This window comes from Enterobacter adelaidei (assembly GCF_041937165.1).
In the GTDB taxonomy this organism is placed as follows: domain Bacteria; phylum Pseudomonadota; class Gammaproteobacteria; order Enterobacterales; family Enterobacteriaceae; genus Enterobacter; species Enterobacter adelaidei.
The window spans coordinates 4,039,045-4,060,384 of sequence record NZ_CP154353.1 but is presented as its reverse complement, the minus strand read 5'-3'; the positions used below and the strand labels follow the sequence as shown (position 1 = coordinate 4,060,384).

General features: G+C 51.9%; 19 protein-coding genes, 1 other RNA gene and 1 pseudogene. 18 read left to right on the top strand and 3 right to left on the bottom strand.

Annotated features, from left to right (window positions below):
* Positions 1–39 precede the first annotated feature (39 nt).
* Positions 40–1,611, bottom strand: a complete 1,572-nt coding sequence (gene garD, locus AAHF05_RS19710) for a galactarate dehydratase (RefSeq protein ID WP_129324174.1) — start codon at positions 1,609–1,611, stop codon at positions 40–42.
* Between the two features lie 336 nt (positions 1,612–1,947).
* On the opposite strand from garD, the gene garL reads away from it, so the two are divergent.
* The 17 genes and pseudogenes from garL to AAHF05_RS19625 all read left to right on the top strand — a co-directional run bounded on the left by garL (position 1,948) and on the right by AAHF05_RS19625 (position 19,167).
* Positions 1,948–2,718: a 2-dehydro-3-deoxyglucarate aldolase gene (gene garL / locus AAHF05_RS19705; protein WP_129324173.1), complete on the top strand. Its 771-nt coding sequence runs from the start codon at positions 1,948–1,950 to the stop codon at positions 2,716–2,718.
* A gap of 21 nt (positions 2,719–2,739) precedes the next feature.
* Positions 2,740–3,630 carry a 2-hydroxy-3-oxopropionate reductase gene (garR, locus tag AAHF05_RS19700; protein WP_129324172.1) on the top strand — a complete coding sequence of 297 codons (891 nt, stop codon included), beginning with the start codon at positions 2,740–2,742 and terminating at the stop codon, positions 3,628–3,630.
* Positions 3,631–3,689: 59 nt separating this feature from the next.
* Positions 3,690–4,066, top strand: an RNA gene (rnpB, locus tag AAHF05_RS19695) — RNase P RNA component class A.
* 49 nt (positions 4,067–4,115) lie between these two features.
* Positions 4,116–4,454: a hypothetical protein gene (locus AAHF05_RS19690; protein ID WP_241697874.1), complete on the top strand. Its 339-nt coding sequence runs from the start codon at positions 4,116–4,118 to the stop codon at positions 4,452–4,454.
* A gap of 137 nt (positions 4,455–4,591) precedes the next feature.
* Positions 4,592–4,800, top strand: a pseudogene (locus tag AAHF05_RS19685) (hypothetical protein).
* A 103-nt stretch (positions 4,801–4,903) separates the two neighbouring features.
* Positions 4,904–5,398 (top strand): PAAR domain-containing protein, encoded by a 495-nt coding sequence (locus AAHF05_RS19680; protein ID WP_374936414.1) that lies wholly within the window; start codon positions 4,904–4,906, stop codon positions 5,396–5,398.
* Positions 5,399–5,409: 11 nt separating this feature from the next.
* Complete coding sequence (locus AAHF05_RS19675) at positions 5,410–6,864, top strand: PAAR domain-containing protein (RefSeq protein ID WP_129324170.1); 1,455 nt, start codon at positions 5,410–5,412, stop codon at positions 6,862–6,864.
* Positions 6,857–7,261: a hypothetical protein gene (locus AAHF05_RS19670; RefSeq protein WP_129324169.1), complete on the top strand. Its 405-nt coding sequence runs from the start codon at positions 6,857–6,859 to the stop codon at positions 7,259–7,261. The genes AAHF05_RS19675 and AAHF05_RS19670 overlap by 8 nt, the downstream gene beginning before the upstream one ends.
* A gap of 297 nt (positions 7,262–7,558) precedes the next feature.
* Entirely contained in the window at positions 7,559–7,975 is a 417-nt protein-coding gene (locus tag AAHF05_RS19665) for a hypothetical protein (RefSeq protein WP_241697873.1), read from the top strand.
* Between the two features lie 794 nt (positions 7,976–8,769).
* On the top strand, positions 8,770–9,690 hold the full coding sequence (tdcA, locus tag AAHF05_RS19660) for a transcriptional regulator TdcA (protein WP_129324168.1): 921 nt from the start codon (positions 8,770–8,772) through the stop codon (positions 9,688–9,690).
* Between the two features lie 116 nt (positions 9,691–9,806).
* A complete protein-coding gene (tdcB, locus tag AAHF05_RS19655; protein WP_129324167.1) occupies positions 9,807–10,796 on the top strand; it encodes a bifunctional threonine ammonia-lyase/L-serine ammonia-lyase TdcB in 990 nt (329 codons plus the stop codon).
* Positions 10,797–10,805: 9 nt separating this feature from the next.
* Positions 10,806–12,137: a threonine/serine transporter TdcC gene (gene tdcC / locus AAHF05_RS19650; RefSeq protein ID WP_028017082.1), complete on the top strand. Its 1,332-nt coding sequence runs from the start codon at positions 10,806–10,808 to the stop codon at positions 12,135–12,137.
* Positions 12,138–12,167: 30 nt separating this feature from the next.
* The gene (gene tdcD / locus AAHF05_RS19645) at positions 12,168–13,376 is read left to right on the top strand and encodes a propionate kinase (RefSeq protein ID WP_129324166.1); all 1,209 of its coding nucleotides are present in this window, start codon (positions 12,168–12,170) and stop codon (positions 13,374–13,376) included.
* A gap of 15 nt (positions 13,377–13,391) precedes the next feature.
* Entirely contained in the window at positions 13,392–15,686 is a 2,295-nt protein-coding gene (gene pflB, locus AAHF05_RS19640; RefSeq protein ID WP_129324165.1) for a formate C-acetyltransferase, read from the top strand.
* Between the two features lie 152 nt (positions 15,687–15,838).
* A complete protein-coding gene (locus AAHF05_RS19635) occupies positions 15,839–16,249 on the top strand; it encodes a Spy/CpxP family protein refolding chaperone (protein WP_049007632.1) in 411 nt (136 codons plus the stop codon).
* A 261-nt stretch (positions 16,250–16,510) separates the two neighbouring features.
* On the top strand, positions 16,511–17,842 hold the full coding sequence (locus AAHF05_RS19630) for an amino acid permease (RefSeq protein ID WP_049007633.1): 1,332 nt from the start codon (positions 16,511–16,513) through the stop codon (positions 17,840–17,842).
* A gap of 20 nt (positions 17,843–17,862) precedes the next feature.
* Positions 17,863–19,167, top strand: coding sequence for a serine dehydratase subunit alpha family protein (locus tag AAHF05_RS19625; RefSeq protein ID WP_128348170.1), 1,305 nt, complete (start codon positions 17,863–17,865; stop codon positions 19,165–19,167).
* 32 nt (positions 19,168–19,199) lie between these two features.
* Here AAHF05_RS19625 and AAHF05_RS19620 read toward each other — a convergent pair whose 3' ends face one another.
* Positions 19,200–19,901, bottom strand: a complete 702-nt coding sequence (locus AAHF05_RS19620) for a pirin family protein (protein ID WP_028017091.1) — start codon at positions 19,899–19,901, stop codon at positions 19,200–19,202.
* A gap of 104 nt (positions 19,902–20,005) precedes the next feature.
* Here AAHF05_RS19620 and AAHF05_RS19615 point away from each other — a divergent pair, with 104 nt between their 5' ends.
* Complete coding sequence (locus tag AAHF05_RS19615) at positions 20,006–20,908, top strand: LysR family transcriptional regulator (protein ID WP_028017092.1); 903 nt, start codon at positions 20,006–20,008, stop codon at positions 20,906–20,908.
* Positions 20,909–20,949: 41 nt separating this feature from the next.
* On the opposite strand, the gene AAHF05_RS19610 is transcribed toward AAHF05_RS19615, so the two are convergent.
* The gene (locus AAHF05_RS19610) at positions 20,950–21,315 is read right to left on the bottom strand and encodes a DUF805 domain-containing protein (RefSeq protein WP_028017093.1); all 366 of its coding nucleotides are present in this window, start codon (positions 21,313–21,315) and stop codon (positions 20,950–20,952) included.
* Positions 21,316–21,340: the final 25 nt, after the last annotated feature.

The following is a 21,340-nucleotide window of genomic DNA, read 5'->3' as shown; positions in this document are numbered from 1 at the left end:
TTGTGACCCTCTCCCGATTGGGGAGAGGGTCGATGTTAATCAGGTCACGGGCGCCGGGTTAAACACCGCCAGCTGATTATGTAATCCCCATTGGTCAGAGAAGGTTTTCTTGCGACCGCTCGCCACATCCAGAATGAAGTGGAATAGCTTCCAGCCCACATCCTCAATACTTTCTTCCCCGGTGGCGATAGTACCCGCGTTGATATCCATTAAGTCATACCAGCGGTTTGCCAGTTCGGTGCGGGTTGCCATCTTGATCACCGGAACCGCCATCAGGCCGTACGGCGTGCCGCGTCCGGTGGTAAAGACCTGCACTGTAATACCAGACGCGACTTGTTGCGTGCCGCAAACAAAATCGCTGGCCGGGGTTGCCGCGTAAATCAGGCCGCGTCGGGTTGGACGCTGGCCCGGCGAAAGGACTTCAACAATGGCGCTCTGGCCAGATTTCGCAATCGAGCCGAGGGCTTTTTCCACCACGTTCGCCAGTCCACCTTTTTTGTTCCCCGGAGAGGGGTTGGCGCTACGGTCGGTTTTGCCCATATCGAGATAGTTATCGTACCAGGCCATCTCCTCAAGCAGACGCTTACCTACCTCTTCATTGATGGCGCGAGGGGTAAGCAGATGGATAGCGTCACGCACTTCAGTCACTTCGGAGAACATCACCGTGGCACCACAGCGAACAAACAGATCGGACGCGTAGCCTACCGCCGGGTTGGCGGTCACGCCGGAGAACGCATCGCTGCCGCCGCACTGCGTTCCTACCACCAGCTCAGAGGCCGGGCAGGTTTCACGCTGGCGTTTGTTCAGCTTATCGAGATGGCGTTCTGCCACCTGAAGAATATCGTCGACCATCGATCTAAAACCGACGTGGTGCTCGTCCTGCAAACGCACGATACTGGCATCGCTGACCGGGATAGCTTTCACGTCCTCGGTCCCCTGCAGCAGGCGTTCAGGTTGCAGCTTTTCACAGCCGAGGCCAATGACCATCACCTCGCCGCCGAAGTTCGGGTTCAGGGCGATATTGTGAATGGTACGGACAGGCACAACGGCCGCCGGTGCATTGATGGCCACACCGCAGCCATAAAGGTGATTCAGGCCGACCACGCCATCCACGTTCGGGTATTTCGGCAGCAGGTCGCGTTCAATAATTTTCACCACATAATCCACCACGCCCGCCACACAGTGCACGCTGGTGGTAATGCCGAGCAGATTTTTGGTACCGACACTACCGTCGGCATTGCGATAACCGTCGAAGGTATAGCCTTCCAGAGGAGGGAGTGGTTCAGGCACGCGGGTTGCCAGCGGGAGTGTGTTCAGGGGCGGTGCTTTTGGCAACGCGACCAGCGACTCTTCAACCCAGCTACCCTGAGGAATGGCGCGAACGGCGTAACCAATTACCTCTCCGTAACGCACAATTTCACCGTGAGCGGGGATATCCACAAGCGCAACTTTATGTCCCTGCGGAATATGCTCAATCAACTCCAGCCCGTCCGGGAAACGGGTTCCCGCTTTTAAGCCATTGCCGTTGACAATAATCGCCACATTATCGGTGTCGTGGACTTTTATATAAAACGCCCTCGGCGACGCTTGTCGAATTTCAATATCGGCCATTGTTCAGTATTCTCCAGCAAGAGTCTGATAATAAATGCAGCCAATTTTCTTATGGCAGAAATAAAGCATGTCAGGAGATAAGGAACGAGAATGTGATCTCGATCGCCCCAGAGCCCGTAATGCCTGATTCTGTGCATCAGCGCGCAGTGATTCGTGCAAATGCTCAAAATATTATCAAAAATAACCACAATACCTGAGCATTAAAACAATGTGTCGCGGTGATGTGCGGATTATACTGAATGACGATTTTATAACGCCGAAATTAAGTCAGAAAATAAATATAATGCTGGCAATAAATATCCGGAATAAGGCTGCGGAATTAAAAAGGTAAACGCGATGAATAACGATATTCTCCCAAATAAGTTTAAAGCGTCCCTCGCGGCGCATCAGATCCAGATTGGTTGCTGGTCCGCGCTGGCAAATCCCATCAGCACCGAAGTGCTGGGCCTGGCCGGTTTCGACTGGCTGGTACTGGACGGTGAGCATGCGCCGAACGATATCAATACCTTTATTCCGCAGTTGATGGCACTCAAAGGTAGCCAGAGCGCGCCGGTGGTGCGTGTGCCAACCAACGAACCAGTGATCATCAAACGTCTGCTGGATATCGGCTTCTACAACTTCCTGATCCCGTTTGTGGAAACGAAAGAAGAGGCGGCGCGAGCCGTGGCCTCAACGCGCTATCCCCCGGAAGGGATCCGCGGTGTATCCGTTTCGCATCGCGCCAATATGTTTGGCACCGTGCCGGACTACTTCGCGCAGTCCAATAACAACATCAGCATCCTGGTACAGATTGAGAGCCAGCAGGGTGTTGATAACGTCGACGCCATTGCTGCCACACACGGCGTCGACGGTATCTTCGTCGGTCCAAGCGACCTGGCTGCGGCGTTGGGACACCTGGGTAATGCGGGTCACCCGGACGTACAGCACGCCATTCAACACATCTTTGCCCGCGCTAAAGCCCATGGCAAACCGTGCGGCATTCTGGCACCGGTTGAAGCTGACGCTCGTCGTTATCTGGAATGGGGCGCCACCTTTGTGGCGGTCGGCAGTGACCTCGGCGTATTCCGCTCAGCCACGCAGAAATTAGCGGACGCTTTTAAAAAATAACCATCATTGAGGAAACAGATTATGACGCTGAAAGTCGGTTTTATTGGCCTGGGGATCATGGGTAAGCCAATGAGTAAGAACCTCATCAAAGCGGGTTATTCACTGGTGGTTTCAGACCATAATCCGCAAGCTGTGGCTGAGGTCATTGCTGCGGGTGCCGAAACGGCCACCACAGCCAGAGCCATTGCTGAGCAGTGCGATGTCATCATCACCATGCTGCCAAACTCTCCACATGTAAAAGAGGTCGCTCTGGGTGAGAATGGCATTATCGACGGTGCGAAGCCAGGTCTGGTACTGATTGATATGAGCTCTATTGCCCCCCTCGCAAGCCGTGAAATCAGCGAGGCGTTGAAAGCGAAAGGCGTCGATATGCTTGATGCACCGGTCAGCGGCGGTGAACCGAAAGCGATCGACGGCACGCTGTCGGTTATGGTCGGCGGCGATAAAGCGATCTTCGACAAATACTACGATCTGATGAAAGCGATGGCTGGCTCTGTGGTGCACACCGGTGACATCGGAGCGGGTAACGTGACTAAGCTGGCGAACCAGGTGATTGTGGCGCTGAATATCGCTGCGATGTCCGAAGCGCTGACGCTGGCAACTAAAGCGGGCGTCGACCCGGACCTGATCTACCAGGCAATCCGTGGCGGTCTGGCGGGGAGTACCGTGCTGGATGCCAAAGCACCGATGGTGATGGATCGTAACTTCAAACCTGGTTTCCGCATCGACCTGCATATTAAAGATCTGGCAAACGCACTGGATACGTCTCACGGTGTCGGGGCGCAACTGCCGCTGACCGCCGCCGTGATGGAAATGATGCAGGCCCTGCGTGCCGATGGCATGGGGACGGCCGACCACAGTGCCATTGCGTGCTACTACGAAAAACTGGCGAAGGTAGAAGTCGCGCGTTAATAACATCTTGCCCACACCTGAGGGTGACAGCGGCGCGCAAACCCTCTATACTGCGCGCCGAAGCTGACCAGACAGTCGCCGCTTCGTCGTCGTCCCCTTCGGGGGAGACGGGCGGAGGGGAGGAAAGTCCGGGCTCCATAGGGCAGGGTGCCAGGTAACGCCTGGGGGGGAAACCCACGACCAGTGCAACAGAGAGCAAACCGCCGATGGCCCGCGCAAGCGGGATCAGGTAAGGGTGAAAGGGTGCGGTAAGAGCGCACCGCGCGGCTGGTAACAGTCCGTGGCACGGTAAACTCCACCCGGAGCAAGGCCAAATAGGGGTTCACATGGTACGGCCCGTACTGAACCCGGGTAGGCTGCTTGAGCCAGTGAGCGATTGCTGGCCTAGATGAATGACTGTCCACGACAGAACCCGGCTTATCGGTCAGCTTCAACTTATTTTAAAACAATACGTTGGTGTGTCTCAGGCTTTCTAAGGAAAAACTGTGACACAGACTGTGATACAAAAGAGACACACCAACGGATGTTCCATCCCCAACATCCTAAAGCGTGGCAATCGCTACAGCCTTCATTTCAGACTACCCTCAGGTGGTTTGTTCCGCGTGTCTCTGGGCTGCGATTTAGCCAGCAGAGCAAGATTTATATCTTCCCGCCTTTCTATGTTCATTTCTTTTGTAAAATCGTCCAATCTAGAGCCAGCCCAACTATTGGACATAGTGCAGAAAATGAAGAAATTAGAACAAAAAGACATTGATGATTATTTACTTTGCGTTCAGGCCACCTTTTATGCTGCGGTGAAAAAAATCCCAACAACTATGCGGTAGAGAATTGCCACGGGTAATCTAGACACTTCCGAGCCGTTGATAATAGTGATTTTCATATTCTGCCGGTGACATCTGTTCGCTAGATTTATGCACTACACCACTGATACACCAACGTCCCCGACATAGGAGAGATGAAGATGCGAGGCTGCGCAGTTATGTTTTGTGGTCTGTTGGCGGCATTCAACGCTGACGCGGCCCGTATAACGATGAGCAATCCGTAACAGTCAAGCACAGCAAATGGGCAAACCCTGTGCGTTTATTCCATAGCATCTATACGTTTACCTACCTGATGAAATCGAAGCACTGCCCATACAGCGAGAGCTTTGATACTGAAAATAGTGAATGAAAAACACCAACACATTCACCATGTGAATTATTTGAAATACGGTTTCATTTTTTAGGGAAAGCTACTACCTGAGCATGGGAGCTATTTGTACAATGGCTTACGTATGAAGATAAATTCACAGCAAGTAGAGGGACTTATGCAGCAATACACCAACGGACTCACGCCATCAGTGCTCGCATCATTCAAGAATCCATTCAGCGCCGAACAACGACAGATTTTCAACTCTCATGTTGAAGAAATGAAAGACCGTTCTTTAGTGGCGATTTGGCGCTTTGCCACTGCGGGATCGCTCACTCGAAACGGTGGGAAGATTGAGCAAGCCAGCGCAAACGACTCATTTACTCTTGAAGATGGGAGCAAGGTTAATCGGGCAATGGTTGGCGATTATGTTGTTTATCCGGACGGAACACGCACCCGTATTATCAGTGGCTCAGAATCAGCAGCAACTAATGGAAACGGTGTTTCTTTTGCTCTTGTAGGAAGCCAGCTTGATAACGGTGACGTGATTATTAGTACCCCACAAGATTTTGCTCTCCTGTGCCAACTGGACAACAGCCCCGCAATGCCTGCCAATTTTCTCACCCCTGTTGCACTGTAGGAGATCCAGTAATGGGACATTGGTTAGTCAAAGGGGACAGGACAACTTGCGGTGGACAGATCCTCGAAGGAACAAAAAGAAAAGAGTTTGCTGGTAACTATGCAGCCCTGAATGGCCATAAAGTCTCTTGTGGAAAGCACCCTGGAGTCTTCCACGTAGCAGGGGGGCATCCTGGTGACATAGTCGATGGTACGCATGTTGCGAGCACGCTTTATAGCCGCTCAACCTGTCCGTGCAAGGCTCGTTTCATTCCCTCGCAGACCTGGGCATGGCATGGTTCATATCCAGTCGCATCAACAAAAGCCGCCCCGGTGTCAGCAGCCGTGAAATCAACGACAGAAACCGTTCCGGAGCCAGAGCAGCACGCACAGGCCGCTAAAAAACATGTACAAGAAGAACCAAAACCGCAGGAAGCAAAACGCGAACCTGTAGATGCTGGTTTTTGCATACTTCCTTACGGTGCTGAAACTGGCGCATATGAGCCCTGGTTATTCGAAAGTGAGCCACCGGCAGGCACACGCGAACTTTACCGTGCTCTAAATGGTGCAGGTAAGGAATACAAAGCCGGTTCTATTCTGTTAGTTGTTGACCCGGACAAGCAGGATAGTGAACAAATTGCCCATATGCAGGCAGCGAAAGAACGTATCGATAGTGCTTTAGCTCCACTCTCACACCAGCAAGCTAATTTTCTTTTCAAGTACAAAGACACTGTTGAGATGTTTGCTGCCGCAGCAAGTACGGCGAGTGATACTTATGGATATTCAGGACAAGCGACCGAAGCCGCGAAGGGGTATTTCCAGCAAGTAGAAAAAATTCTTGTCGAGATAGAGAAAACCTATAAAAACCATTACATCACCAGTGGCGCTCTGATCGGTGAACAGTTTTACGTTGAGCGGCGTCGGTTGTTAGGTCAACTTGATAGCGTGCTGAAAATGTTCATGAAGCACCGTTTTATGTTCAACGAGTATGCTGATCTAAAAAGCGCTCTTGGCCTGTCCAGTCGTTCAATCACCCATCGCTGGAATGAAACAGGGGTTCGCGATATTGAAGGTTACGCGACCCACATCGAAAAGCTGGCGAAGTATGTGAAGCTCATGGAAACAGCCGGAAAGATTGGCCTCGGTCTATCCGCTCTGGATACCGCAGCGAAAATCACTGAAGCCTGCACCGTGGGGCGAGATTGTGCCAAAACTTCGTTTACTTCCATTGGTGAGTTTGCGGGTAGCTTAGCTGGGGGGGCTTTGGCAAGCAGAATTCTCCAGGGAAGTGCAGCAAGTTCAATCTGTGCCGTAGTACTGGGGGCTGCAACCATAGAGGCAGGTGGTGCAGGTGCCTTGCTCTGCATGATCGGCGTAAGTGGTGGTATAGCATACGGAACTGATAAAGCTCTAAGCGAATTGTCCGGGGCTACTGGTGAATTCATTGGGGAAAAACTGGGCCTTTATGAGGTAACCAGCAATGATTGATATAAAAATGATTTTTATAATAACTATGCTTATAGGCTTATTATTCTTGGCAGCCAGCGTTATAGCCTCACTTCTGAACAGGAAGAGATTTAAGGAGATCTGCCAGCTATACAAAGAGAAGTTCGGCAGCCTTCCCGATGCGGTATTACTGTTCGAGAACGTTAACTCACTTTACTTCAAGGGTGCATACGGCATAAAAACACAGTTCATAATCATGCCGCTATTGTGGAATAAAAGCTCTATATTGACCAAGAACGATGACAAAGACTTCATCCGGGGATTACCAAAAAGGATTATCAGGCCTTTCTATGTAGAAGCATTTCTTGGTCTGATTAGTATAGTATTTTTTGTCATTGCTGGGATTTTGATGCTGGCGATAAAACGCGGTTGGGTGTGAAAAGCGCGTGCCTTGGCTGGCTTTGCACTGCAACACAAACTGCGATACAGCCTGCGACACCAGTCAACTCCAGCGCCGCAGATGCCTGACGTATGGTTGAACGAAGCCGCCTTATCGGTCAGCTTCAACTTCTTCTAAAACAATACGTTGGTGTGTCTCAGGCTTTCTAAGGAAAAACTGTGACACAGACTGTGATACAAAAGAGACACACCAACGGCTGTTCCATCCCCAATATCCTAAAAGCCACATCTGCGTTCGGTGGCTTCGTTGGTGAATCTCTATATGAGGTTATAAGCAATGACCATTAATGATCTACTTAGTGCCAAGGCAACAGTAATCATCGGAGCACTTGCTTTCGGCTTCGGTATAGCCAGTATCATAGCCTCAGTTCTGAACAGGGATAGATTTAAAGAGATCTGCATCCTGTACAAAGAAAAATACGGTAGTCTGCCCGATGCTGTATTGCTGTTCGAGAACGTCAACACGCTTTATGTCAAAGTAGCATACAGCACAAAAGTGAGTTTTATATACATGCCGCTGTTGTGGAATAAAAGCTCAATCCTGACCAAAAACGATGACAAGGACTTTATACGTGGGCTACCAAAACGGCTTATTGGCCCGTTCTACGTGGAGATATACTTGGCGGTTGTCAGTCTGTTGTTTTTTATCATTGGTGTGTTGCAAATGTTAGCAATTAGGCATGGCTGGGTGTGAAAAGTGCTTCATTCGATGAATTTGCACTGTAACACAAACAGCGATACAGTCTGCGGCACACGACAACCCCAGCGCTGTAGATGCCTGACGTATGGTTGAACGAAGCCGCCTTATTGGTCAGCTTCAACTTCTTTTAAAACCCCGCTTCGGCGGGGTTTTTGCTTTCTGTACCACCCTGGTCATGTTTACAAATGACATCAATTCTCAAAATTGCGACGCTAAGCACATTTCATTATTTTATTGGTTAATAACTCAATCATGGCTCGGTAGAGGATCGAAATCACAAAATTTCACGCTAAGAAATTCTGAATTCTCAGTGTTATGGATTTGTTATGAATATTGCCATTATGATCTCTAATGTTTTCTGATTTGATATGCGTATTTAGAAATCAAATACATTTACCCCGTGAATATGTGATGCATTCCACTCTTTTTCAGAAACCCGAAAATTCAGCCCTGAAAAATTTGATAAATTGAAAGAATGTTATAACCAAATAATGGTTATTAATTGCCCTTTAATTGCCTGAAAGATAGCCTTTATTGATTTTTTTAGACCAAAGAAATTTATCAGGGTTATCGCCATAAAATAAATTTATTACCGCTATTTTTGTTGATCAATATCAGCGTATCGACGTATTTTGTTTGTGTTAACTTATTGATAATTAAGTTATTTGGTGGTGTTTTGCACGGAGGGTTAGCGGTCCTGAAAAGCAAATTGTGAGTAACAGCACATATCCCTTTAAACAATATTGAGTAGAATCCACCCCGTCATAGGGAAATAAGCGCAGAATATTATGAACACTATTATTCTACCGAAAACACAGCACCTCGTGGTATTTCAGGAAGTCATTAAAAGTGGCTCCATAGGTTCTGCGGCAAGACAACTGGGTCTGACACAACCCGCGGTCAGCAAAATCATCAGCGATATCGAGTCCTACTTCGGCGTGGAAGTGATGGTGCGTAAAAACACCGGCGTAAAACTGACTGCCGCAGGCCAGGTTCTGCTCTCATACTCAGAGTCGATCACGCGTGAGATGAAAAACATGGTGAGCGAGATCAACAGCCTGAGTTTCAGCACCGTTATGGATGTCTCCTTTGGCTATCCGTCTCTGATCGGCTTTACCTTCCTTTCCGAAATGATCAAAAAATTCAAGGAAGTGTTCCCGAAAGCGCGTGTCTCAATGTATGAAGCGCAGCTCTCATCCTTCCTCCCGGCCATTCGCGACGGTCGACTGGATTTCGCCATCGGAACACTGAGCGATGAAATGCTTCTGCAGGATCTGCACGTTGAACCGCTGTTTGAGTCCGAGTTTGTACTCGTCGCCAGTAAAACACGAACGTGCACCGGTTCGACAACACTGGCATCGCTCACACATGAGCAGTGGGTGATGCCGCAAACCGATATGGGCTACTACAAAGAACTCCTGACCACCCTGCAAGACAATCACATCAGCATTGAAAACATCGTCCAGACCGATTCCGTTGTCACCATTTATAACCTTGTGCTGAATGCCGATTATTTGACGGTCATTCCCCGCGACATGATTGCACCGTTCGGCTCCGATCAGTTTATTGTCCTGCCAGTGGAAGATGGATTACCCGTGGCGCGTTATGCCGCCGTGTGGTCGAAAAATTACAGAATTAAAAAATCAGCGTCAGTATTAGTGGAACTGGCAAAACAATATGCATCACTCACCAGTGAAAGACGACGATGATTTAATCAAATCCAGATAAGTATTAAACCTGTTTTAAAGCACCCAGAGTTTGTTTTATTCATACTCTGATACCCTGACTTTGCCCGAAAAGAATGAATTATTATAACGAGGATATTATGCACATTACCTACGATCTCCCGGTAACCATTGAAGATATTCAGGACGCCAGAAAACGGCTGGCAAGTAAAATATATAAAACTGGCATGCCGCGTTCGAATTATCTCAGTGAACGTTGTAAGGGCGAAATATTCCTGAAGTTTGAGAACATGCAGCGTACCGGTTCGTTTAAGATCCGCGGCGCGTTTAACAAATTAAGCTCATTGACTGACGCTGAAAAACGCAAAGGGGTTGTTGCCTGCTCCGCGGGAAACCATGCACAGGGGGTATCTCTTTCCTGCGCCATGCTCGGCATCGACGGCAAAGTTGTGATGCCAATGGGCGCGCCGAAATCCAAAGTGGCCGCGACGCGCGACTACTCGGCGGAAGTCGTGCTGCACGGTGATAATTTCAACGACACCATCGCTAAAGTCAGTGAGATCGTTGAGATGGAAGGGCGTATTTTTATTCCGCCTTACGACGATCCGAAAGTGATTGCCGGCCAGGGCACCATCGGCCTGGAAATTCTCGAAGATTTGTACGACGTGGATAACGTGATTGTTCCTATTGGCGGCGGCGGATTAATTGCCGGGATTGCGACAGCGATTAAATCCATTAACCCGACGATTAATATTATCGGCGTACAGTCTGAAAACGTTCACGGAATGGCGGCCTCCTGGCAGGCCGGAGAGATTATAAATCATCGCGTCACCGGTACATTAGCCGACGGTTGCGATGTTTCTCGCCCGGGTAAATTAACCTTCGAAATTGTTCGTGAATTAGTCGATGACATTGTGCTGGTCAGTGAAGACGATATTCGTAACAGCATGATAGCCCTTATTCAGCGAAATAAAGTGGTGACGGAAGGCGCTGGCGCGCTGGCCTGTGCCGCGTTATTAAGCGGCAAACTTGACCACTATATTCAGGGTCGTAAAACCGTCTGCATTATTTCCGGCGGTAATATCGACCTCTCTCGTGTTTCCCAAATTACCGGCTTCGTTGACGCATAAAGGTGACCTATGAGCAACACAGAAAGCATTATCGTTGGTCAGACAAAGACGTCCTCCTGGCGTAAGTCTGATACCACCTGGACCCTGGGCCTGTTTGGTACCGCTATTGGCGCAGGCGTGCTGTTCTTCCCTATCCGCGCAGGCTTTGGTGGGTTGATCCCCATCCTGCTGATGCTGGTTCTTGCGTTCCCGATTGCGTTTTACTGCCACCGCGCGCTGGCGCGTCTCTGTCTGTCCGGCAGCAACGTCTCCGGCAACATCACCGAAACGGTGGAAGAGCATTTCGGTAAGACCGGCGGGGTGGTCATCACTTTCCTTTACTTCTTCGCCATTTGCCCGCTGCTGTGGATTTACGGTGTCACCATTACTAACACCTTTATGACTTTCTGGGAAAACCAGCTCCAGCTACCTGCGCTTAACCGCGGCGTGGTGGCGCTGTTCCTGCTGCTGTTGATGGCCTTTGTTATCTGGTTCGGTAAAGACCTGATGGTGAAGGTCATGAGCTTCCTGGTGTTCCCGTTTATCGCCAGTCTGGTGCTGATCTCCCTGTCGCTGATCCCTTACTGGAACTCAGCGGTTATCGACCAGGTCAACCTGAGCGATATTGCTTTCACCGGGCATGACGGCATTCTGGTCACGGTGTGGCTGGGGATCTCCATCATGGTCTTCTCCTTTAACTTCTCGCCGATTGTCTCCTCATTCGTGGTTTCCAAACGCGAAGAGTACGAACCTGAGTTCGGTAAAGAATTTACCGAGCAGAAATGCTCCAAAATCATCGGTCGCGCCAGCATGCTGATGGTCGCTGTGGTGATGTTCTTCGCCTTTAGCTGCCTGTTTACGCTCTCTCCGCAGAACATGGCGGATGCCAAAGCGCAGAACATTCCGGTGCTTTCATACCTGGCGAACCACTTCGCCTCCATGTCGGGAACCAAATCGACGTTTGCTACTGTGCTGGAATACGGTGCTTCCATCATTGCGCTGGTCGCTATCTTCAAATCTTTCTTCGGTCACTACCTGGGCACGCTGGAAGGGCTGAACGGTCTGATCCTCAAGTTCGGTTACAAGGGCGATAAGAAGAAAGTCTCTGTAGGCAAGCTGAACACCATCAGCATGGTATTCATCATGGGCTCTACCTGGGTTGTGGCTTACGCCAACCCGAACATTCTCGACCTTATCGAAGCCATGGGTGCGCCAATCATCGCCTCTCTGCTGTGTCTGTTGCCGATGTATGCCATCCGCAAAGCACCGGCTATGGCGAAATTTAAGGGCAGACCCGAGAACATCTTCGTTACGGTTGTTGGCCTGCTGACCATTCTGAATATCGTTTACAAACTGTTCTAAATCATTGCTCAGGAAGAGCGGAGTAACACCATGATTGAGTTTCCGGTTGTACTGGTTATTAACTGCGGTTCGTCCTCTGTTAAGTTTTCGGTGCTCGATGCCAGCAGTTGCGATGCCCTGATGACGGGGATTGCAGACGGCATCAACACTGAAAAAGCCTTTATTTCCGTGAATGGGGGTGAGCCAGCCACACTGGCTCACCATGACTACGAAGGGGCGTTGGCTGCCATCGCCCTGGAACTGGAGAAGCGTGACCTGATGAGCAGCGTGGCCTTGATTGGCCATCGTATTGCTCATGGCGGCGACCTCTTCAGCGAGTCGACCCTGATTACGGATAAGGTGATTGAGCAGATCCGTCAGGTTTCTCCCCTGGCACCACTGCATAACTACGCCAATCTCAGCGGTGTAGAAGCCGCTGAGCGCCTGTTCCCAGGTATACAGCAGGTTGCAGTGTTCGATACCAGCTTCCATCAGACGCTGCCGCCGCAGGCCTATCTGTATGGTTTGCCGTACCGCTATTTTGAAGCGCTGGGCTTGCGTCGCTACGGCTTCCACGGCACTTCTCATCGCTATGTGGCCGGGCAGGCACATACGCTTCTCGGGCTGTCCCCCGATGACAGCGGCCTGGTGATTGCCCATCTCGGCAACGGGGCGTCCATCTGCGCGGTGCGCAACGGTGAAAGCGTCGATACCTCGATGGGGATGACGCCGCTTGAGGGGCTGGTGATGGGCACGCGCTGTGGCGATGTGGATTTTGGCGCAATGGCGTGGATTGCCCAGCAGACGGGTCAGTCATTCGAGGATCTGGAGCGGGTGGTAAACAAAGAGTCCGGTCTGCTGGGGATCTCCGGGATTTCCTCAGATCTGCGGGCGCTGGAAAAAGCCTGGCACGAGGGCAATGAACGGGCGCAACTGGCAATACACACTTTTGTACACCGCATCGCGCGGCATATCGCGGGTCACGCAGCGTCGCTGCATCGTCTGGATGGCGTGGTGTTCACCGGCGGTATTGGCGAGAACTCCAGGCTCATTCGTACGCTGGTGGCTGACCATCTCAAGGTCTTCGGTATCACCCTCGATGAGGCTAAAAACGCCCTGCCGGGCAGCGCGGGTGAGCGCGTCATTAGCACCGATTCGTCCCGCGTAGTCTGCGCGGTGATCCCTACCAATGAAGAAAAAATGATCGCGCTGGATGCCCTCCGTCTTGGGAAGGTAACTCCGGCTGCGGCTTACGCCTGATAAAGCGAGAATCAAATGAAAGTAACAATTGATACAGGCGTCGCGCCATACAGCGACGCATGGGCCGGGTTTCGCGGTGAAGAATGGAAAAACGCCGTCAACGTGCGCGATTTTATTCAGCATAACTACACCCCTTATGAAGGCGATGAAGCTTTCCTCGCGCAGGCGACGCCTGCAACGACGGCGCTCTGGCAGAAGGTAATGGTCGGCATTCGCCAGGAGAATGCCACCCATGCCCCGGTGGATTTTGATACTAACATCGCCACCACAATTACCGCGCATGGGCCTGGCTATATCGACCAGGATCTGGAGACCATTGTCGGCCTGCAGACTGACAAACCGCTCAAACGCGCCCTGCATCCGTATGGCGGGATCAACATGATCCGCAGCTCGTTCGAAGCCTATGGCCGCGAAATGGATCCGCAGTTTGAATACCTGTTTACCGACCTGCGTAAAACCCACAACCAGGGGGTGTTTGACGCCTATTCGCCGGAGATGATGCGCTGCCGTAAATCCGGCGTGTTGACCGGTTTGCCGGACGGCTACGGACGCGGACGCATCATCGGCGATTACCGCCGCGTGGCGCTGTACGGGATCGCTTATCTGGTGCGCGAGCGCGAACTTCAGTTTGCGGATCTGCAGGGTAGGCTGGAGCGCGGCGAAGATCTGGAGGCGACGATCCGCCTGCGCGAAGAGCTGGCGGAACACAAGCGTGCGCTGCTGCAGATCCAGCAGATGGCGGCGAACTATGGCTTTGATATTTCACGTCCGGCGATAAACGCCCAGGAAGCGGTGCAGTGGGTTTACTTTGCCTACCTGGCGGCGGTGAAATCTCAAAATGGCGGGGCGATGTCGCTGGGGCGTACGGCCTCGTTCCTCGATATTTATATTGAACGTGACATGCAGGCCGGGCGTCTGAATGAGGTCCAGGCACAGGAGTTGATCGACCACTTCATTATGAAGATCCGCATGGTGCGTTTCCTGCGTACGCCGGAGTTCGATACGCTCTTCTCCGGCGATCCGATCTGGGCGACGGAAGTGATCGGCGGCATGGGGCTGGATGGGCGCACGCTGGTGACCAAAAACAGCTTCCGCTATTTACACACCCTGCACACCATGGGACCAGCGCCGGAGCCAAACCTGACGATCCTCTGGTCTGAAAAACTGCCGATTGCGTTCAAGAAATATGCCGCGCAGGTGTCGATTGTCACCTCGTCGCTGCAGTATGAGAACGACGACCTGATGCGGGCCGACTTCAACAGTGACGACTACGCGATAGCCTGCTGCGTCAGTCCGATGGTGATCGGCAAGCAGATGCAGTTCTTTGGCGCCCGCGCCAACCTGGCGAAAACGCTGCTGTACGCAATCAACGGCGGGATGGATGAGAAACTGAAGATCCAGGTGGGCCCGAAAACCGAGCCGTTGCTGGATGAAGTGTTGGATTACGATACCGTGATGGCGAGTCTCGATCACTTTATGGACTGGCTGGCGGTGCAGTACATCAGCGCGCTGAATCTCATTCACTACATGCATGATAAGTACAGCTACGAAGCCTCGCTGATGGCGTTGCATGACCGGGACGTATACCGCACCATGGCCTGCGGCATTGCCGGCCTGTCGGTGGCGGCGGACTCCCTGTCGGCCATTAAATATGCCACGGTGAAACCGGTGCGTGACCATACCGGTCTGGCGGTTGATTTCGTGATTGAAGGTGACTACCCGCAGTACGGCAACAATGACGACCGCGTGGACAGTATTGCCTGCGATCTGGTTGAGCGTTTTATGAAGAAAATCCAGGCGCTGCCAACCTACCGAAATGCAGTACCGACCCAGTCGATTCTCACCATCACCTCTAACGTGGTGTACGGCCAGAAGACCGGGAACACGCCGGACGGACGCCGCGGCGGCACGCCGTTTGCCCCAGGCGCGAACCCGATGCACGGCCGCGACAGAAAAGGGGCGGTGGCTTCGCTGACGTCGGTTGCCAAGCTACCGTTCACCTATGCGAAAGACGGCATCTCCTATACCTTCTCGATTGTGCCGCAGGCGCTGGGTAAGGACGAACTGGTGCGCAAAACCAACCTGGTGGGGCTACTGGACGGCTACTTCCACCACGAAGCGGCTATCGAAGGCGGACAGCATCTGAACGTCAACGTCATGAACCGGGAAATGCTCCTGGATGCCATTGCGCATCCGGAGAATTACCCAAACCTGACGATTCGCGTTTCAGGGTATGCGGTGCGCTTTAATGCGCTGACGCGTGAGCAGCAGCAGGATGTGATTTCGCGAACGTTCACTCAGTCAATCTGACGAAATGAGCCTTCATGCCCCCTTCCTGACAGGGGGCATTTTTTTGCCCGCTAAACATACAAAATTGTTTATATAATTATTCACACATATTCATCCGCTCTTGAAAAACAATGCTCCTGCTTTTCCCTATAACAGAATGTAAGGACAGTAAGATGATGAAAATGACCCGTATTGCTTTGGTTGCAGTATCGCTGGCAGCATGCAGTTTTACGGCGCAGGCCGCTAACGTGGAAGCCGCTCCGTCACCGTCACAGGATCCACTGGTACAACACCTTAAGCTCAGCAATGAGCAGGTTAAGAAGATTGAAGGTCTGCATAATCAGCTGGAACAAAATGTCAGCAAGATCCCAATGACCGGCGTAAAGGATCGGGCGCTAATTGATATGTTCCAGGCAGGAAAATGGGATGAAAACACGGTGAAAAGTCAGCTTGCTGCCTTCAGCAAAATTGAAGAGCAGACCCGTTACTATCGCGTGAAATATTACTTCGATGTCAGCCAGGTTCTGACGCCGGAACAGCGTAAGCAGATTAGAACCGATATGGCGAATGCGCTGGCAAACTGATTTCGTACCCGCGCCTGGCGCGGGTTTTTATTTCTTGATCGTCATCACTTTTAGAAAATTAATGACCTTTCTCTTAATTGAGGAGTAAATTTTCCTTTCGACTCAGTAAATCCTCATAAAAATTGTGACTTTTTTCTCCCCCTCTCCAGATATGATCTTCCCACACTAATAACACACACCTGCAGCTGTCTGAATCGCAATCGCTGGCGATCGGAATCCTATAAAAACAACTGTTTACCCTACAAAATAAGCGAGTGCCCAATGGATACGGCAACAAACAGCAGTGTGATTGTGAATGATTCCCCGGCGGCAAGACGGGCGGGAATGCGTGAAAGCGAATGGCAAGAGGCGATTAAATTCGACAGCACCGACACAGGTTGGGTCATCATGAGTATCGGGATGGCTATCGGAGCGGGGATTGTTTTTCTCCCGGTACAGGTAGGATTAATGGGGCTGTGGGTCTTTTTACTTTCCTCGATTATTGGTTATCCGGCCATGTATCTGTTCCAGCGTCTGTTTATTAATACGCTGGCCGAATCCCCGGAATGCAAAGATTACCCGAGCGTCATTAGCGGTTATTTAGGTAAAAACTGGGGCATCTTATTAGGCGCGCTCTATTTCGTGATGCTGGTGATCTGGATGTTTGTCTATTCCACGGCCATCACCAACGACAGCGCCTCGTATTTACATACCTTTGGTGTCACAGACACTCTGCTCTCGAAAAACCCTTTTTATGGTTTATTCCTGATCTGCATTCTGGTCGCCATTTCATCGCGCGGTGAACAGTTGCTGTTTAAAGTATCCAGCCTGATGGTGCTGACCAAATTATTCGTGGTTGCCGCGCTGGGGCTGTCAATGATGGGTCTTTGGCATTTAGCCAATGTCGGCATGCTGCCACCAATGGGCCTGCTGATTAAAAACGCCATTATTACGCTGCCTTTTACCCTAACGTCCATTCTCTTTATTCAGACCTTAAGTCCGATGGTCATCTCCTATCGTTCACGGGAAAAATCGGTTGAAGTGGCGCGGCACAAAGCATTACGGGCAATGAATATTGCTTTTGGCGTGCTGTTTGTGACGGTCTTTTTCTATGCTGTCTCCTTCACGCTGGCAATGGGCCACGATGAGGCGGTAAAAGCTTACGAACAGAATATTTCTGCCCTGGCGATCGCGGCGCAGTTTATCAGTGGTGATGGTGCAGGCTGGGTCAAGATTGTCAGCGTGATCCTGAATATCTTTGCCGTAATGACCGCATTCTTCGGGGTCTATCTCGGTTTTCGCGAGGCTACGCAGGGTATCGTGATGAACATCCTGCGCCGCAAATTACCGGCAGAAAAAATCAATGAAAACCACGTTCAGCGCGGCATTATGCTGTTCGCCATCCTGCTGGCCTGGAGCGCAATTGTATTAAACGCGCCGGTGCTGAGTTTCACCTCTATTTGTAGCCCCATCTTCGGCATGGTGGGCTGCCTAATCCCTGCATGGCTGGTCTACAAAGTCCCGGCGCTGCATAAATATAAAGGCGTATCGCTGGTGATCATTGTCATCACCGGGTTGCTGCTTTGTGTTTCTCCTTTCCTCGCATTCTCCTGAGGGTAAATAAGGTCGTAACGATGTCTGAGCAAAGTCAAACTTTATGGAAGCAATTTATTCGCACGGTGCAGGAAGAAGTTAAACCTGCACTTGGGTGTACCGAACCGGTGTCTCTGGCGTTGGCCTGCGCGATTGCTGCGGCGCATCTGCCGGGTGACGTCACGCAGATTGAGGCGTGGGTATCACCGAATCTGATGAAAAACGGGCTTGGCGTGACGGTGCCGGGCACCGGCATGGTCGGGTTACCCATTGCGGCGGCGCTGGGGGCCATTGGCGGCAACGCGCAGGCCGGGTTGGAGGTGTTGAAAGATGTCACTGCCGATGCGCTGTCACGTGCTAAAGCTCTGCTGGATGCAGGTCAGGTGCAGGTGAAACTGCAGGCGCCGTGCGATGAAATTCTTTACTCCAGAGCCTGCGTTTACGCCGGGAATTCCTCGGCAATGGTGACTATCGCTGGTGGACATACGCGAGTAGTGGAGGTGGTTTGCCAGGGGACAACGCGCTTTGCGCTTGACGATCGCCAAGGCGAAGTGAGTGACGATCCGCTGGCGGTGCTGTCAAACACTACGCTGTCGCAGATCCTTGAGTTTGTGGAACACGTTCCGTTTGAGGCTATCCGTTTTATCCTGGAGGCCGGAAAGTTGAATGATGCCCTCTCCCGTGAAGGGCTCAGCGGGAAGTGGGGGCTGCACATTGGCGCAACACTCAATAAACAGCGCTCGCGTGGGTGGATGGCGCAGGATCTGGGGTCGGACATTGTTATCCGCACCAGCGCGGCCTCTGACGCCAGGATGGGCGGTGCGACGCTACCTGCGATGAGCAATTCAGGATCCGGGAATCAGGGGATCACTGCTACCCTGCCGGTAGTGGTCGTCGCTGAACACGTTCAGGCTGATGACGAACGACTCGCACGAGCCCTGATGTTGTCACATCTTTCGGCAATCTACATTCATTCCCAGCTTCCACGTTTGTCGGCACTGTGTGCGGCTACCACGGCAGCGATGGGGGCTGCGGCAGGAATGGCCTGGCTGTTGGGCGGAAGCTACCAGACTATCTCAATGGCGATTGGCAGTATGATCGGTGACGTCAGCGGGATGATCTGCGATGGGGCGTCTAACAGCTGCGCCATGAAGGTTTCTACCAGCGTGGCAAGTAGCTGGAAAGCGGTGATGATGGCGCTGGATGATTCTGCTGTGACGGGAAATGAAGGGATCGTGGCGCACGATGTAGAGCAGTCAATAGCGAACTTGTGCGCGCTGGCGTGCCGCTCAATGCAGGCAACGGATCAGCAAATTATTGAGATTATGGCGAGCAAAGTGTCGTGAATTTTTCCCCCTCTCTTCAGAGGGGGAATATATTACACCGGCAAATCAATCAACAACGCGCGCAGTGGTGTATCAGCAACCAGTGTGATATTCGCTTCATCACGAATAAACGCCCCGTCACCACAGGTGAGCGCTTCTTTCTCTTCCGTGTGCGTCACCGCATGCACCGTGCCGTGAATTGACTGCAGATAGGCGCGCGGGCCATGAAGCTGGAAGCTTGCCTGTTCGCCTTTCTTCAGTTCAATGTGATGCAGCCATACCTGCTGGCGCAGTTGCAGGCTGCCTTTGCTACCGTCCGGGGAGGCAATCAGCTGCTGCTTATCGCCCGTCAGGTCAACCTTCTGTACCGGTGGATTTTCCCGCTCCGGACAGGCATCGAGCCAGAGTTGCATACGGGTCAGCGTCTTCTCTTTGCTGAGGTTATGCTCGCTGTAGCTGATGCCTGGCTGCGTGGAAATCAACAACGCTTCGCCAGCCTTTGCCTGGACATGATTGCCCTCGCTATCGCGGTATTCTGCCTCGCCTTCCAGGATCAGGTTCAGGATATCGACTTTCGGATACGTACGCGGCTGGAAGGAGGCGCCCGGGGCGAGCACTTCCTGATTTAACACGCGCAATGAAGCGTAACCGAGGAGTTTCGGGTCAAAGTAGTGTCCAAAGGAAAAGGTGTAGCGGGCCTGCAGCCAACCGAAATCGGCTTGTCCGCACTGTTTAGCTGTTCTTGTCGTAATCATAAACTTGACCTCTCTTTACACTAAAACAATGGTAAAGGTATGGACGCTTCATTGTTAGCCAGATATTCTGCCGGGTATGTTCAAATTTCCTGAATGAGAACGAGATGGCTAAAGAGAGAGCATTGACGCTTGAGGCGCTTCGCGTCATGGACGCGATTGACCGACGTGGCAGTTTTGCGGCGGCGGCAGATGAACTGGGGCGCGTTCCGTCTGCGCTAAGCTACACCATGCAGAAGCTGGAGGAAGAGCTGGACGTGGTGCTGTTTGACCGCTCCGGTCATCGAACAAAATTCACCAACGTTGGGCGGATGCTGCTGGAGCGCGGTCGTGTCCTGCTGGAAGCGGCGGACAAGCTGACGACGGATGCCGAGGCACTGGCACGAGGCTGGGAAACCCATCTGACGCTGGTCACTGAAGCACTGGTCCCCACTGAAGCACTGTTTCCGCTGGTGGACCGCCTCGCAGATAAGGCGAATACCCAGCTGTCGATCATTACTGAGGTACTGGCAGGTGCCTGGGAGCGTCTGGAGACGGGCAGGGCGGATATCGTCATTGCCCCGGACATGCACTTCCGTTCCTCGTCGGAAATCAACTCCCGCAAGCTCTACAGTGTGATGAACGTCTATGTCGCTGCACCCAATCACCCGATCCATCAGGAGCCTGAGCCGCTCTCTGAAGTGACGCGCGTGAAGTATCGCGGCGTGGCGGTAGCGGATACCGCACGTGAACGTCCGGTGCTAACGGTGCAACTGCTGGATAAACAACCTCGTTTGACGGTGACTTCACTGGAAGATAAACGGCAGGCGCTGCTGGCTGGCCTGGGCGTGGCGACCATGCCGTACCCGTTTGTCGAAAAAGACATTGCAGAAGGTCGGCTGCGCGTTGTCAGCCCGGAATATAGCCACGAGGTGGATATCATTATGGCGTGGCGTCGCGATAGCATGGGCGAAGCCAAATCATGGTGTTTACGCGAAATCCCGAAGCTTTTCGCTCATTATAATAAATAGAGCTGTAGGCCCGGTAAGCGCAAGCGCCACCGGGCATTGAATCAGGCATTGAGTTTAGGGTCGGCACCAAAGCGGTTTTCGCCTGGCGTGCCGCTCTGACAGTTGAAGATCAAAATGACAATCCAGCCCACAACCGGGATCAACAGCAGCAGTAACCACCACGCTGAACGATCGGTATCGTGTAGTCGGCGGAACTGTACGGCCCAGGAGGGCAACAGAATAAATATGCCGTAAATGGAGGTGAGAACACCTTCCCCGCTTGCCCGCTCCCAACCCAGAATTTTATCCACAATCCCCAGCACCAGGATGAGGATGAAGTTCACCAGAACGAACATCCAGTACTCTTTACGGCGCGCACGGCCACCAAATCCAATGTAGTTACGCAGTACTTTTAAATACCAGTCCATTTTTCCCTGCCTCTGTAATCGGTCA